The sequence below is a fragment of the Leisingera sp. ABM4_101 genome, assembly GCF_056158725.1.
This window is the reverse complement of the sequence record NZ_JBSWTV010000002.1, coordinates 760,601-773,314: the sequence shown is the minus strand read 5'-3', so window position 1 is coordinate 773,314 and position 12,714 is coordinate 760,601. Positions and strand designations below refer to the sequence as shown.

The following is a 12,714-nucleotide window of genomic DNA, read 5'->3' as shown; positions in this document are numbered from 1 at the left end:
CCGCAAATCAGTTGGAGGCGATTTTCAGGTCTTCCACCAGATTATTCAACACCAGAAAGCTGCCGGCAGCATCGCAATCCGGCATTGCCATGACCAAATCCCGGCTGCGCAGATGCCCGTCTTGAAGCTGCAGTGCTTGGGCGGTGATATCCCTGCCGCAGTTTGCGTCCGTGACCTCAGCCTCGGCAGTCATTGCGACATGCCCTGCCTGCCCCGGAACCGTAGAGGGTAAGCTGTAGATTTCCGCAATCCGCGGTGCCAGCTGGCTGTGGTCGCCAAGGCGTACAACCTCGCCTTGCCCGGCATCTGGCTGCGCACCATGCCAGACGTGACCCGGGCCGCCGTAGGCAGCGCCAAACTCCCGCGCATGGATCTCAAAACCGCTTTGGCCGGTCCACTGAAGCACAACACGCTCAACACCGTGCAAATCCGGCACCTCAGCCACCGCAACCGCGCCATTTCCGCCTGGCGTCTCAGCAATGAAAACAGCTGTCTGTGCCAGTGCCGGCACCAGGGCTGAATACTGGCCGGAGGCATCAAGCGGCACGGTGAACGTCATGCCGCTGTGGTGCACAGTCAGGCGCTCATTTGCACGGCACGGCGCTTTGACAGACAGGTCAACCATCGCCATAGGCGCAGGCGTGGCCTTTGCGGTCATTTGACATGCGGCTTGAGGCTTTGTCTTTTCTGCCTGATCCGGCACGACCGCTTCAGCCGTTTGCGGAACCGCCGAGGTCAGTGTGATATTTTCAATCTTCAGCCCGGCTGTGTCTGGTTCCCTGGGCAGCTCAGGGTCTGCGGCAGCAGTGATATCCGTTTCACCGGCGATCCAGCCGGGACCAGTGTCCTGCATGTAAAACCCGATACCCAAGGCGCACGCCAGCGTCATCGCGCTTGTCGCCATCACTTGTCTATTCAGCATGCGATCCTCCTGAACCTGACTGGTTAAGGAAGCCTGCCGCTGAAAGCCGGCCAGTTTGTGGCTACATGCAGGAGAGAATCCGGCATTTTCCCAGCCTTCGTTGCCTGACTGGAAACAAATGCATCGCCAGTTATCGCGATAGAGAGGGTGCCGGACCTAACCCGGGCTATACGCTTGGACAGCGGGTGATGCGCTCCCCGCAGTCTGCGGCGCTGGCCCTTTTGAGTCAGGGCCAGCGCATTCCGGCAACCGCCTCAGGAGAGGCTGCCGTGGCAATGTTTGAATTTCTTGCCGGACCCGCAGGGGCATTTGTCGTTGCGCGACGGGTTGCCCCAAGTTGCCGGATCATCCTCCACAAAACCCGGCGCCGGGTCTTCTGCAGGCGCTGCGGCTGCATCCGGCTGAGCCGCCATTTGCTGCATAGCTGCCTGACGGGCAGCCATTTCCATCAGCATCTGCTGCTGCTCTTCCTCGGTCATCGGACGCACACGGCTGAGCTGCTGTGAGACTTCTTCGCGCAAGCTATCAAGCATGGTTTCGAACAGCTGGAAGCTTTCATTCTTGTATTCGTTCAGCGGATCGCGCTGCGCGTAGCCGCGGAAACCCACCACCGAGCGCAGGTGCTCCAGCGTCAGCAGGTGTTCGCGCCACTTCTTGTCTATGGTCTGGAGCAATATCTGCTTTTCGATGTTGCGCATGTTTTCGGGGCCGAAAGCATCAGCCTTTTCCGCCATCATCTTGTCCGAAGCTTCAACCAGCCGCTCGCGAATCTGCTCGTCATCGACGCCTTCTTCGGCGGCCCATTCAGCCACAGGCGCCTCAATCGACAGCATTTCGCGGACTTGTTCCTGCAGGCCAGCCGTGTCCCACTGATCGGCGTAGGTCTTGGGCGGCATATGGGTATCGAGCAGATCGTCGATCACCTCGTGGCGCATATCGTCGGTGATCTCGGACAGATCCTCCGCAGCCATGATCTCGCGGCGCTGCTTAAAGATCACCTTGCGCTGGTCGTTCATCACATCGTCAAACTTCAGCACGTTCTTGCGCATGTCGAAGTTGCGGCCCTCGACCTTGGCCTGAGCACGCTCCAGCGACTTGTTCACCCAGGGGTGAATAATCGCCTCGCCTTCCTTCATGCCCAGCGACGACAGCAGCTTGTCCAGCCGCTCTGAGCCGAAGATGCGCATCAGGTCGTCTTCGAGGCTGAGGTAGAAGCGGGTCCGGCCCGGGTCGCCCTGGCGGCCCGAACGTCCACGCAGCTGGTTGTCGATACGGCGGCTTTCATGGCGCTCAGACGCCATCACGAAAAGCCCGCCTGCGTCCAGCACCTTCTGCTTTTCCTCGGCGTGCTTGGCTTCCTCTGCCGCGCGCAGCTCTGCCGGATCGGCCTCAGGATTGGCGGCCAGCACCTCCAGCACCTTCATCTCGACGTTGCCGCCCAGCTGGATGTCGGTGCCGCGTCCGGCCATGTTGGTGGCGATGGTCACTGCGCCAAAACGGCCGGCATCAGCAACGATCTGCGCTTCCTGCTCGTGGTGGCGGGCGTTCAGAACGTTGTGAGGAATACCTTCCTGCTGCAGCATCTGGCTCAGCAGTTCCGACTTTTCGATCGAAGTGGTGCCCAGCAGGACCGGCTGGCCCTTTTCGTGGGCGACCTTCGCCTCGCTGATCATCGCCTCGTATTTTTCGCGCGCGGTGCGGTAGACCTGATCGTCCTCGTCCACCCGCGCAATTGGACGGTTGGTTGGCACTTCCACCACGCCAAGACCATAGATTTCTGCAAATTCTTCGGCCTCGGTCATCGCTGTACCCGTCATGCCGGAAAGCTTGTCGTAGAGGCGGAAGTAATTCTGGAACGTCACAGAGGCCAAGGTGGTGTTCTCTGGCTGGATCTGCACCTCTTCCTTGGCTTCAATCGCCTGATGCAGCCCTTCGGACAGACGCCGGCCCGGCATCATCCGGCCTGTGAATTCGTCGATAAGCACCACCTGGCCATCACGGACGATGTAATCCTTGTCCTTCTGGAACAGCTTGTGGGCGCGCAAGGCCTGGTTCACGTGATGAACGACAGTAGTGCTTTCAGGATCGTAGAGCGATGCCTCTGCATCCAGCAGCCCGTGCTCACGCAGGATCTGCTCCAGATATTCGTTGCCCTCCTCGGTGAAGGTCACACCACGGGTTTTCTCGTCGATCTCGAAATGATCCTCCGCCAGCAGCGGGATCACCTTGTCGATTGTCGAATAGAGTTCGGAACGGTCTTCGGCCGGGCCTGAGATGATCAGCGGGGTGCGGGCCTCGTCGATCAGGATCGAGTCCACCTCGTCGACGATGGCAAAGTTGTGCTGCTTCTGGAAAACCTGATCCAGCGAGGGTTTCATGTTGTCGCGCAGATAGTCAAAGCCCAGCTCGTTGTTCGTCGCATAGGTGACGTCGCTTTGATAGGCGGCCATTTTCTCAGCGTCGGGCTGGCCCGACCAGATCACGCCAGTGGTCATCCCCAGCTGGGCAAACACCTTGCCCATCCATTCGCTGTCGCGCTTGGCCAGGTATTCGTTCACCGTAACCACATGCACGCCCTTGCCCGTCAGCGCATTCAGATAGGCCGGGAAGGTCGCCACAAGGGTCTTGCCCTCGCCGGTCTTCATCTCGGAAATGTTACCCTGATGCAGGAACACGCCGCCCATCAGCTGGGTGTCAAAGGCGCGCAGGCCCAGAGCCCGCTTGGCTGCCTCGCGCACGTTGGCAAAGGCTTCGGGCAGCAGCGAATCCAGGCCTTCGCCATCCAGCGCCCGCTTGCGCAGCTCTTCGGTCTTGGCCACAAGACCGTCATCGCTGAGCTTCGCGAACTCATCCTCCAGCCCGTTGATCTGCGCAATCAGCGGCCGTGTCGCCTTGACTTTACGGTCGTTCGGCGTGCCGAAAACCTTTTTGGCGAGTGTTCCGAAACCCAGCATATCTTCTCCAGCGATCCTATGTCCGGCCTTTGCATCGGGCAGGCTTGCCCGCCGTGTCCGCAACCCATAAACAATGGTGGAAAGACGGTCCTGCCAGTGGCCTCAAAGCGATGTAAGCGGCAGGGTATAGAGTGTCAACGCCAGGCCCCTTTGCGGCCAAGGAATAGGAAGGTTTCAATGCGTAAAGGTCTCACATTTCTGCGCGGTATGGCGATTGCCGCTTGTGCCGCGTTGCCGCTGACCGCAGCAGCAGCTCCGCATGCCAACACGGTGGTTGCCTCGGTCAACGGTGAAGAGATCACCATCGGCCATATGGTCATGGCCCGTGAAAACCTGCCGGCCCAATACAAGCAATTGCCGGACGATGTCCTCTACAATGCGATTCTGGACCAGCTGATCCAGCAAACAGCGCTGAAGCAGCAGCTGCATGGAGAGATTCCCCGCTACGTTCAGCTGTCTGTCGAGAACGAAGAGCGCGCCATGCTGGCAGCCAATGTAATCGAAATGGTCATGGACAGCGCCAGCGGAGAAGATGCCCTCCGGGCTGCCTATGACGAGAAATATTCTTCGGGTGACGGCGGCGACGAGTTTCATGCGGCACACATCCTGGTCGCGAGCGAAGAAGATGCGCTGGAAGTCAAAAAAGAACTGGATGCGGGGGCAGATTTTGCGATCCTCGCAAAGGAAAAATCTACCGGCCCTTCCGGTCCAAACGGCGGGGATCTTGGCTGGTTCACTACTGGCCGCATGGTTCCTGAATTTGAGCAAGCTGTCCTCAAGCTGCGCTCCGGCGAGGTGTCCGGCCCTGTACAGACGCAGTTTGGCTGGCACGTGATCCTGCTTCATGAGCGCCGCAAGACCGAAGCCCCGGAATTCGAGGAAGTGCGCGCCCAGCTGGCCGACGAACTGCGCCAGAGCGCCGTTGAGGAGCGCGTGAACGAGCTGACCGCCGCATCCGATATTGAAAAGCCGGAGATTGAAGATCTGGATCCGGCCATTCTGAAAGATCTCAGCCTGGTAAGGAACTGATCACAATGGCCAAATCCATGCCCGTCTCTCCGCTGGCTCCGGCTGGTTTTCCTGAGCTTCCCGTTATCAAGGGTGTTCGTTTTGCATCCGTTGCTGCCGGGGTGAAATATCAGAACCGAACAGACGTAATGCTGGCTGTCATGGACCCTGGCACCGCGGTTGCCGGGGTGTTTACCCGGTCGAAAACCCGCTCTGCTCCGGTGCTGGACTGCCAAGCCAAACTGGGAAGCCCTGCCGGTGCTGGCGCGGCAATTCTAGTGAACTCGGGTAACTCCAACGCCTTCACAGGGCACTACGGGCAGAGCTCCGTTGCAGAGATCACGGCGGCTGTTGCCAAGGCAACCGGCCTTCCGGCCGAACGCGTTTTCACGGCTTCAACCGGTGTGATTGGGGAACCGCTGCCGCATGACCGCATCGTCGCCAAAGTCAGCGAGTTGAACAGCTCACTGGATGAAGGCAGCTTGGAAGGCGCTGCCAAAGCAATCATGACCACGGATACCTTTGCCAAAGGTGCCAGTGCCACCGTTGGTATCGACGGCAAGACAGTAAAGATCGCGGGCATTGCCAAGGGGTCCGGCATGATCGCACCGGACATGGCTACGATGCTGGTTTACATCTTTACGGACGCAAAGGTTGAACAATCCGCTCTGCAAGACCAGCTGGCCGAAATCTGCAACCGCAGCTTCAACTGCATCACCGTCGACAGCGATACTTCTACATCCGACAGTCTGATGCTTTGTGCCACAGGGGCGTCCGGCGTGGATGCGACAGGCAATGCGGAATTTGCAGCCGGGCTGGAGAGGGTTATGCTGGATCTTTCGCATCAGGTTGTGCGCGATGGTGAAGGTGCCACCAAGTTTGTGGAGATCCAAGTGACCGGCGCCGCTTCAGACGCGGATGCAAAAGTACACGCAATGTCCATCGCAAACTCACCCTTGGTCAAGACCGCCGTCGCTGGCGAAGATCCAAACTGGGGCCGTGTTGTAATGGCAATCGGAAAATCCGGTGCCGAAGCCGACCGGGATCTGCTTTCGATTTCCTTTGGTGATGTGCGTGTTGCGGAGAAAGGCTGGGTCTCGCCAGACTACAAAGAAGAGCTGGGCGCCGCCGAAATGAAGAAACAGGAGATTAGCATCAAGGTGGACCTGGGCCTGGGAGAAGGCAAATCCACTGTCTGGACCTGCGACCTGACGCATCAATACATCTCAATCAACGCGGATTACCGGTCGTGAAGGTGGTTCTTGTTTCTGCAGTTGCACTCATTGATGCCGATGGGCGCGTTCTGCTCGCGCAGCGGCCTGAGGGAAAATCCATGGCCGGCCTGTGGGAGTTTCCAGGAGGCAAGATCGAGCAAGGAGAAACACCAGAGGCAGCACTGATCCGCGAGCTGCACGAAGAGCTGGGGATTGATACCTGGGCCTCCTGCCTTGCGCCGCTGACCTTTGCAAGCCACAACTACCAAGATTTCCATTTGCTGATGCCCTTGTTCGCCTGCCGCAAATGGGATGGCATTCCACAGGCCAGGGAGGGGCAGACCCTGAAATGGGTTCGGCCGCAGGATTTGCGCGAGTATCCGATGCCCCCGGCAGACATTCCTTTGATCCCGATCCTGCGGGATTGGCTGTAAAGCTGCCTTTGTAAAAACTCTGCACCACAAGCAGCTGTTTACTTCAGAACGCTTTCCCGGGTCTTTAACTGGCCCGGGAAAGTGCGTGAACCTTTTGTTAATCATTCTGTTCAAGCATCAGAGCACGGACCAAACGACTTACCTAAGTTGCAATTGGGCAGGAGAAAACCATGCTTAGAACAATCGCAGTCGGCAGTTTTTCACTGGTTCAGGGCATTTTCATACGGGCATTGCCGGACGGGAAAATCGCTGTGCGGGTTGGAAAAAGAACCTACGAAGGTCACCCTGTAACACCGGCCGCCTGAACCGCCACTCACGCTAATCAGGCATGGAAAGGGCAGCTGCGAAAGCTGCCCTTTTCTGTACCTAACTCTATGGTTTCGGGCGCTTTCCAAACGTGCGGGTTCTCAAGTTACTGAATGAAGCTTCGGCTGCCCATTCGCCTGCTCGCGGTCTTTCGGCGCCGCTGCTGTGATTTATGCCCGGCAGCGGCTGGCCTGCATTGATCAGTCAACAAGCACAAACAGCGCCACGAGCAGCTTACGGATCGTTACCTGCCGCACGAAATCGAAAAGCCCAAAAAACCAGGCCCCGGCAAAAACGCCAGGGCCTGTTTCTGATTTCTAGCCAAGCTCGGATCAGTCGAGGGTGCGGGTCACTTCCTCGCGCTCGAAGATCTCGATCACGTCGTTCGGGCGGATATCGTCGTAGTTCTCGAACGCCATACCGCATTCCTGGCCGGACTGAACCTCGGCAACTTCGTCCTTGAAGCGCTTCAGGGTCTTCAGCGTGCCTTCGTGGATCACCACGTTGTCGCGCAGCAGGCGCACGCCGGCAGAGCGGCGGGCAACGCCTTCGGTGACCAGACAGCCGGCAACCTTGCCAACGCCGGTAACCTTGAAGACTTCCTTGATCTGCGCGTAGCCGATGAAGTTCTCGCGGATTTCCGCGGACAGCAGGCCAGAGGCAGCGGCTTTCACGTCATCCACCAGATCGTAGATCACCGAGTAGTAGCGGATCTCGACGCTCTTCTGGTTGGCGGTGTTGCGGGCCGAGGCATTGGCACGGACGTTGAAGCCCATGATCGGCGCACCGGAGGCTTCCGCCAGGCCAACGTCGGTCTCGGTGATCGCGCCAACGCCCGAGTGCAGCACGCGCACGCGCACTTCCTCGTTGCCGATTTTCTCCATCGCCTGAACGATGGCTTCGGCGGAGCCTTGCACGTCTGCTTTGACCAGGATCGGCAGCTCGGAGACGTTCTCGTCTTCCTTGGCCTTGGCCATCAGCTGTTCCAGCGTGGTCGCAGCACCGGCAGCGGCGCGCTTGTCCTTGGCGGCCTGCTCGCGGTAGGCGGCGATTTCACGCGCCTGCGCTTCGGTTTCGGTCACGTTCAGAACGTCACCAGCCTCGGGCGTGCCGTTGAGGCCAAGAACCTCAACCGGGACCGAGGGGCCGGCTTCCTGCACACGCTCGCCCTTGTCGTTGATCAGCGCACGGACCTTGCCGTACTGCTCACCCACAACAAAGATGTCGCCTTGGCGCAGGGTACCGGTCTGAACCAGAACGGTGGCGACCGGGCCACGGCCCACATCCAGCTGCGCCTCGATCACGGCGCCCTGTGCGGCGCGGTTCGGGTTCGCCTTCAGTTCCAGGATTTCCGCCTGCAGCGCGATGGCTTCCAGCAGTTCATCCAGGCCCTGGCCGGTATGAGCAGAAACTTCGACGTCCTGCACTTCACCGGACATCTGTTCCACGATCACTTCGTGCTGCAGCAGATCGGTGCGGACCTTGTTCGGGTCTGCGGCCGGCTTGTCGCATTTGTTGATCGCCACGATCATCGGCACTTCGGCAGCCTTGGCGTGGTTGATGGCCTCAACGGTCTGCGGCATGACCGCATCATCCGCGGCCACAACCAGTACCACGATGTCCGTCACCTGCGCGCCGCGGGAGCGCATGGAGGTAAAGGCCGCGTGGCCCGGGGTATCCAGGAAGCTGAGCGTGGTGCCGCTTTCGGTCTGAACCTGATAGGCGCCGATGTGCTGGGTAATGCCGCCGGCCTCGCCAGCCACAACGCGGGCGTTGCGGATTGCGTCCAGGATCGAGGTTTTGCCGTGGTCGACGTGGCCCATGATGGTAATCACTGGCGGACGCGGTTTCAGATCCTCGTCCTTGTCTTCAACCTCCTTGATCACGTCTTCGACGTCGGAGTCGGAGACACGGGTCACCTTGTGGCCGAATTCCTCAATGATCAGTTCCGCAGTATCGGCGTCGATCGACTGGTTCTGGGTAACCATCATGCCCATCTGCATGAGCGATTTCACAACGTCGGCAACCCGTTCGGCCATACGGTTGGCCAGCTCGGAAACCACGATGGTTTCCGGCAGCTGCACGTCGCGCACAACCTTTTCCCGCTCAACCGAGCCGCCCATGGCTTTCTGACGCGCCCGCTCCTGCTTGCGCTTCATCGCAGCCATAGACCGCTGGCGGTTGCCTTCGCCGCCGGTTGCCTGGCCCAGTGTCAGCTTGCCGGAGCGGCGGTTGTCATCGCGGCCCTTGCCGCGGGACGGGCGCTGGTCGCGCTCGCGCTCGGATTTGCGCGGGGTTGCAGCCGGAGCCGGTTTGCTCGGTGCCGGGCGCTCCGTCTTGGCGGCAGGCGCAGGTGCGGCAGCAGCCCGCTTGGCGGCCTCTGCTTCTTCGGCGCGCTTGCGCTCCTCTTCTTCGGCTTTCTGGCGTGCGCGCTCTTCGGCTTCACGCTGCTCGCGTTCCTTGGCTTCCGCTTCGGCGCGGCGGCGCTCACGCTCTTCGGCGCGGGCCTTTTCCTCGGCTTCGCGCTGCGCGGCTTCTTCCGCCTCGCGGGCCTTGGCAGCCTGCAGCGCCTTCAGGCGGCGCTCCATTTCCGCGTCACTGATACCGGCAGGCCGGCGGGATCCGGAGCCGCCCGGCGCAGCACCGCTGCCACCCTTGGCCGCACCCGGCTTGGGAACCACAACGCGCTTGCGCTTGGTTTCCACTACGACATTCTTGGTCCGTCCATGGCTGAAACTTTGTTTCACGTTCCCCGGACGGGAACCCCCACGCAGACCCAGTGTCTTTTTGCCGTCACTATCGCTCATAAAGCTACTTATCCTTCCGTGCGGCCGATGCCGCCCACCATTTCGCGCAAACCTTGCAGTCGTTGCGCCTCATCTACAACACGTTTGCTGAGTCCGCCAGAGGCGACGGCGGCATGTATCACAGTTTGGCGCCCAAATGCCATTCCCAGCTCGTCCGCCGTGAGGCAGCCGATAAATTTGCCCTTGTAAGGCGTGCTCAGCTTCGACTTTCCGCGCCCAGAGCCGTCTGAAGCCTGGATCAGGACCTTGGCGTCTTCCTTGTAGAGCCAGTCCTTGACCTTTTCAAAGCCGGCCACTGCGTCGCCGGACTTGCGCGCCAGGCTGATCAGCTCGACCAGGCGGCGGACCACCTGGCGCTCAACTTCCTCTACCAGTTCGCCCGGCAGCTGAACCTGTGCCTTGAAGCCGCGGGCAAACAGTTTCTTCTTGACCGCGGTTTCCAGCGCCTCGCGCGTGGATGACACATAGACGCCACGGCCCGGCAGCTTGCCCATCACATCAGGCACGACCTGGCCGTCAGGGCCCATCACAAACCGGATGAGGCCCTGTTTGGGTTCGGTCTCGCCGGTTGCGATGCATTTGCGCTCGCTGCCTTCGGACCGGTCTTTAGTGGCGCCGCCGCGTGTCATTCAGCTCTCCTATACGAAGCCCGGGTTCAGGCTTCGCCTTCCTCTTCACCGGCGTCTTCGTCCTCGGACGCTTCCGCTTCCAGCTCAGCCGGGTCGACCCAGCCCAGGGTGATGCGGGCAGTCATGACCAGATCCTGCGCCTCTTCCAGCGACATGCCGAAGGGCTCCAGGATACCGTCGTCCTTGACCCGCTCGCCGCCGTCGTTGGTCCAGCCGCCGGCCAGTTCCCAGTCGGCGCAGGTGGCGAAATCTTCCAGCGTTTTCACGTCGTCCTTGGCCAGCGCTTCAACCATCTGCGGGGTCAGGCCCTCGAAATGGATCAGGCTGTCCTCGGCACCCAGCGCACGGGCCGCGTCAATCGCTGCCTTGGCCTGGGCTTCCAGATAGTCGCGGGCACGGGCCTGCAGTTCCTCGGCGGTGCCTTCGTCAACACCGTCGATGACCAGCAGTTCGTCCAGCTCGACATAGGCGACTTCTTCCAAGTTGGTGAAGCCTTCGGAGACCAGCAGCTGGGCAAAGAACTCGTCCAGGTCCAGGGTTTCCATGAACAGCTTGGTGCGCGCCTCGAATTCCTTCTGGCGGCGGGCCAATTCCTCTTCCTCGGTCATGATGTCGATGTCCAGCGCGGTAAGCTGCGAGGCCAGGCGCACGTTCTGGCCGCGGCGGCCGATGGCCAGGCTCAGCTGTTCCTCGGGCACCACGACTTCAATCTTGCCGGCTTCTTCATCCAGAACAACCTTGGAGACCTCGGCGGGCTGCAGCGCGTTGACCAGGAAGGTCGGCTGATCCTCATTCCACGGAATGATGTCGATCTTCTCGCCCTGCAGCTCGTTCACAACAGCCTGCACGCGGGAGCCGCGCATACCCACACAGGCCCCGACCGGGTCGATCGAGCCGTCATAGGAGATAACAGCAATCTTGGCGCGCGAACCCGGGTCACGGGCAACCGCCTTGATCTCGATGATGCCGTCATAGATTTCCGGCACCTCCATCTTGAACAGCTCGGCCATGAATTCCGGCGCGGTGCGCGACAGGAAAATCTGCGGGCCGCGCTGTTCGCGGCGCACGTCCTTGATGTAGCAGCGCACACGGTCGTTCGGGCGGTAGCTTTCGCGGCCGATCTTCTCGTTGCGGCGCAGGATCGCCTCACCGGCGCCCACGTCGACGATGACGTTGCCGTATTCCTCACGCTTGACCAGGCCGTTGATGATGGTGCCGGCGCGGTCTTTGAATTCCTCGTACTGGCGGTCGCGTTCAGCTTCGCGGACCTTTTGCAGGATCACCTGCTTGGCCGACTGGGCGGCAATCCGGCCCATTTCGACCGGCGGCACTTCCTCAACAAAAGTCTGACCGACCTCGGGGTCCGCCATATACTGGCGCGCCTGCTCAACGGTCATCTCGGCCTGGTAGTTCTCCAGCTCTTCATCCGCCACAACAGTGCGCACACGGGTAAAGGTGGCGCGGCCGGTCTTACGGTCGATCGACACACGGATGTCCATCTCGGCGCCGTAGCGGCTCTTGGCAGCGCGGGCGAGGCTCTCTTCCATCGCCTCGATGACCAGACCGGGGTCGATCATCTTTTCGCGTGCCACGGCCTCAGCGGTTTGCAACAGCTCCAGCTGGTTTGCAGAGGTGATCGCCATTACTTGTTCTCCTCGTCAAACTCTTCGGTCTCGATTTCGTCGAATGCGTCTTCGTTCAGCGTGCCGGCCTCTTTGCGCTGGCGCAGCATTTCCTTGATCAGCTCATCGGTCAGAACCAGCTTGGCATCGCTCAGCCAGTCGAATTTCAGACCGATGGTCACGGATTGGCCCTGATCCTCGATGTTGATCAGAACCTCGTCTTCCTCAGTGCCTGCCAGCTCGCCCTTGAAACGGCGGCGGCCGCCGACCAGCTCTTCGGTTTCGAGCTTGGCCTCGTAGCCTTCAAACATATCAAAGTCTTTCAGCCGGGTCAGCGGGCGGTCAATGCCCGGGCTCGACACTTCCAGGCTGTAGGCATCGATGATCGGGTCCTCGACGTCCAGGGTGGCGCTGACAGCGTTCGAGATTGCAGCGCAGTCATCCACCTCGATGCCGCCTTTGGGCTTGTCGGCCATAATCTGCAGCGTTGTCGTCTTGCCGGACATCAGCCGGATCCGCACCAGCTCATAGCCCAGATCCTCGATCACCGGGGTGACGATCTCGGCCAGGCGCCGGTCGATGGCGGCTTTGGCAATCAGGTCGTTGGTCATCAGACCTCCACTTGGCGCGCGCAGGCCGGGCCTGCAAACACAAAAAAACGGGCGCGCGGCCCGTCGAATTTCCCGGTGGAGCCTTGAGCCAGAGGTTCAACGCGCCGCTGTTGTCAAAGGCATATAGGCGGGTTTGGGCGAATCTGCAAGGGGGGATGCCAATCGAGGCACAAGAGCAGGATTTAATGGGCCTTCAGCCGGGCGAAA

At 60.4% G+C, this 12,714-nt stretch carries 9 protein-coding genes; 3 read left to right on the top strand and 6 right to left on the bottom strand.

All coding sequences use genetic code 11. The features are described from left to right. Positions 1-7 precede the first annotated feature (7 nt). Both ACXAEK_RS04740 and secA read right to left on the bottom strand, forming a co-directional pair. A complete protein-coding gene (locus ACXAEK_RS04740; RefSeq protein WP_475040177.1) occupies positions 8-922 on the bottom strand; it encodes a hypothetical protein in 915 nt (304 codons plus the stop codon). Between the two features lie 254 nt (positions 923-1,176). Next, entirely contained in the window at positions 1,177-3,876 is a 2,700-nt protein-coding gene (secA, locus tag ACXAEK_RS04735; protein ID WP_475040176.1) for a preprotein translocase subunit SecA, read from the bottom strand. Positions 3,877-4,053: 177 nt separating this feature from the next. Between secA and ACXAEK_RS04730 the strand changes: the two genes are divergently transcribed. Genes ACXAEK_RS04730 through mutT form a run of 3 tightly spaced genes read left to right on the top strand, consistent with a single transcriptional unit; the run spans position 4,054 to position 6,532 of the window. Continuing rightward, positions 4,054-4,905 carry a peptidylprolyl isomerase gene (locus ACXAEK_RS04730; RefSeq protein ID WP_475040175.1) on the top strand — a complete coding sequence of 284 codons (852 nt, stop codon included), beginning with the start codon at positions 4,054-4,056 and terminating at the stop codon, positions 4,903-4,905. Between the two features lie 5 nt (positions 4,906-4,910). Then, entirely contained in the window at positions 4,911-6,137 is a 1,227-nt protein-coding gene (gene argJ, locus ACXAEK_RS04725) for a bifunctional glutamate N-acetyltransferase/amino-acid acetyltransferase ArgJ (protein ID WP_475040174.1), read from the top strand. Continuing rightward, complete coding sequence (mutT, locus tag ACXAEK_RS04720; protein WP_475040173.1) at positions 6,134-6,532, top strand: 8-oxo-dGTP diphosphatase MutT; 399 nt, start codon at positions 6,134-6,136, stop codon at positions 6,530-6,532. The genes argJ and mutT overlap by 4 nt, the downstream gene beginning before the upstream one ends. 638 nt (positions 6,533-7,170) lie before the next feature. Here the strand turns inward: mutT and infB are convergent. From infB to rimP, 4 genes are read right to left on the bottom strand one after another with little or no spacing between them, the layout of a single operon-like run. Further along, entirely contained in the window at positions 7,171-9,645 is a 2,475-nt protein-coding gene (gene infB, locus ACXAEK_RS04715; RefSeq protein ID WP_475040172.1) for a translation initiation factor IF-2, read from the bottom strand. 8 nt (positions 9,646-9,653) lie between these two features. Continuing rightward, the gene (locus tag ACXAEK_RS04710; RefSeq protein ID WP_475040171.1) at positions 9,654-10,274 is read right to left on the bottom strand and encodes an RNA-binding protein; all 621 of its coding nucleotides are present in this window, start codon (positions 10,272-10,274) and stop codon (positions 9,654-9,656) included. A gap of 26 nt (positions 10,275-10,300) precedes the next feature. Next, complete coding sequence (gene nusA / locus ACXAEK_RS04705; protein WP_475040170.1) at positions 10,301-11,917, bottom strand: transcription termination factor NusA; 1,617 nt, start codon at positions 11,915-11,917, stop codon at positions 10,301-10,303. Continuing rightward, complete coding sequence (gene rimP / locus ACXAEK_RS04700; protein ID WP_475040169.1) at positions 11,917-12,507, bottom strand: ribosome maturation factor RimP; 591 nt, start codon at positions 12,505-12,507, stop codon at positions 11,917-11,919. The genes nusA and rimP overlap by 1 nt, the downstream gene beginning before the upstream one ends. Between the last annotated feature and the right edge of the window lie 207 nt (positions 12,508-12,714).

What these genes read in the sequence shown, in the direction of transcription:
- ACXAEK_RS04740 (WP_475040177.1), bottom strand. Translation starts at nt 922, where the DNA reads ATGCTGAATAGACAAGTGATGGCGACAAGCGCGATGACGCTGGCGTGC.
- secA (WP_475040176.1), bottom strand. Translation starts at nt 3,876, where the DNA reads ATGCTGGGTTTCGGAACACTCGCCAAAAAGGTTTTCGGCACGCCGAAC.
- ACXAEK_RS04730 (WP_475040175.1), top strand. Translation starts at nt 4,054, where the DNA reads ATGCGTAAAGGTCTCACATTTCTGCGCGGTATGGCGATTGCCGCTTGT.
- argJ (WP_475040174.1), top strand. Translation starts at nt 4,911, where the DNA reads ATGGCCAAATCCATGCCCGTCTCTCCGCTGGCTCCGGCTGGTTTTCCT.
- infB (WP_475040172.1), bottom strand. Translation starts at nt 9,645, where the DNA reads ATGAGCGATAGTGACGGCAAAAAGACACTGGGTCTGCGTGGGGGTTCC.
- ACXAEK_RS04710 (WP_475040171.1), bottom strand. Translation starts at nt 10,274, where the DNA reads ATGACACGCGGCGGCGCCACTAAAGACCGGTCCGAAGGCAGCGAGCGC.
- nusA (WP_475040170.1), bottom strand. Translation starts at nt 11,917, where the DNA reads ATGGCGATCACCTCTGCAAACCAGCTGGAGCTGTTGCAAACCGCTGAG.
- rimP (WP_475040169.1), bottom strand. Translation starts at nt 12,507, where the DNA reads ATGACCAACGACCTGATTGCCAAAGCCGCCATCGACCGGCGCCTGGCC.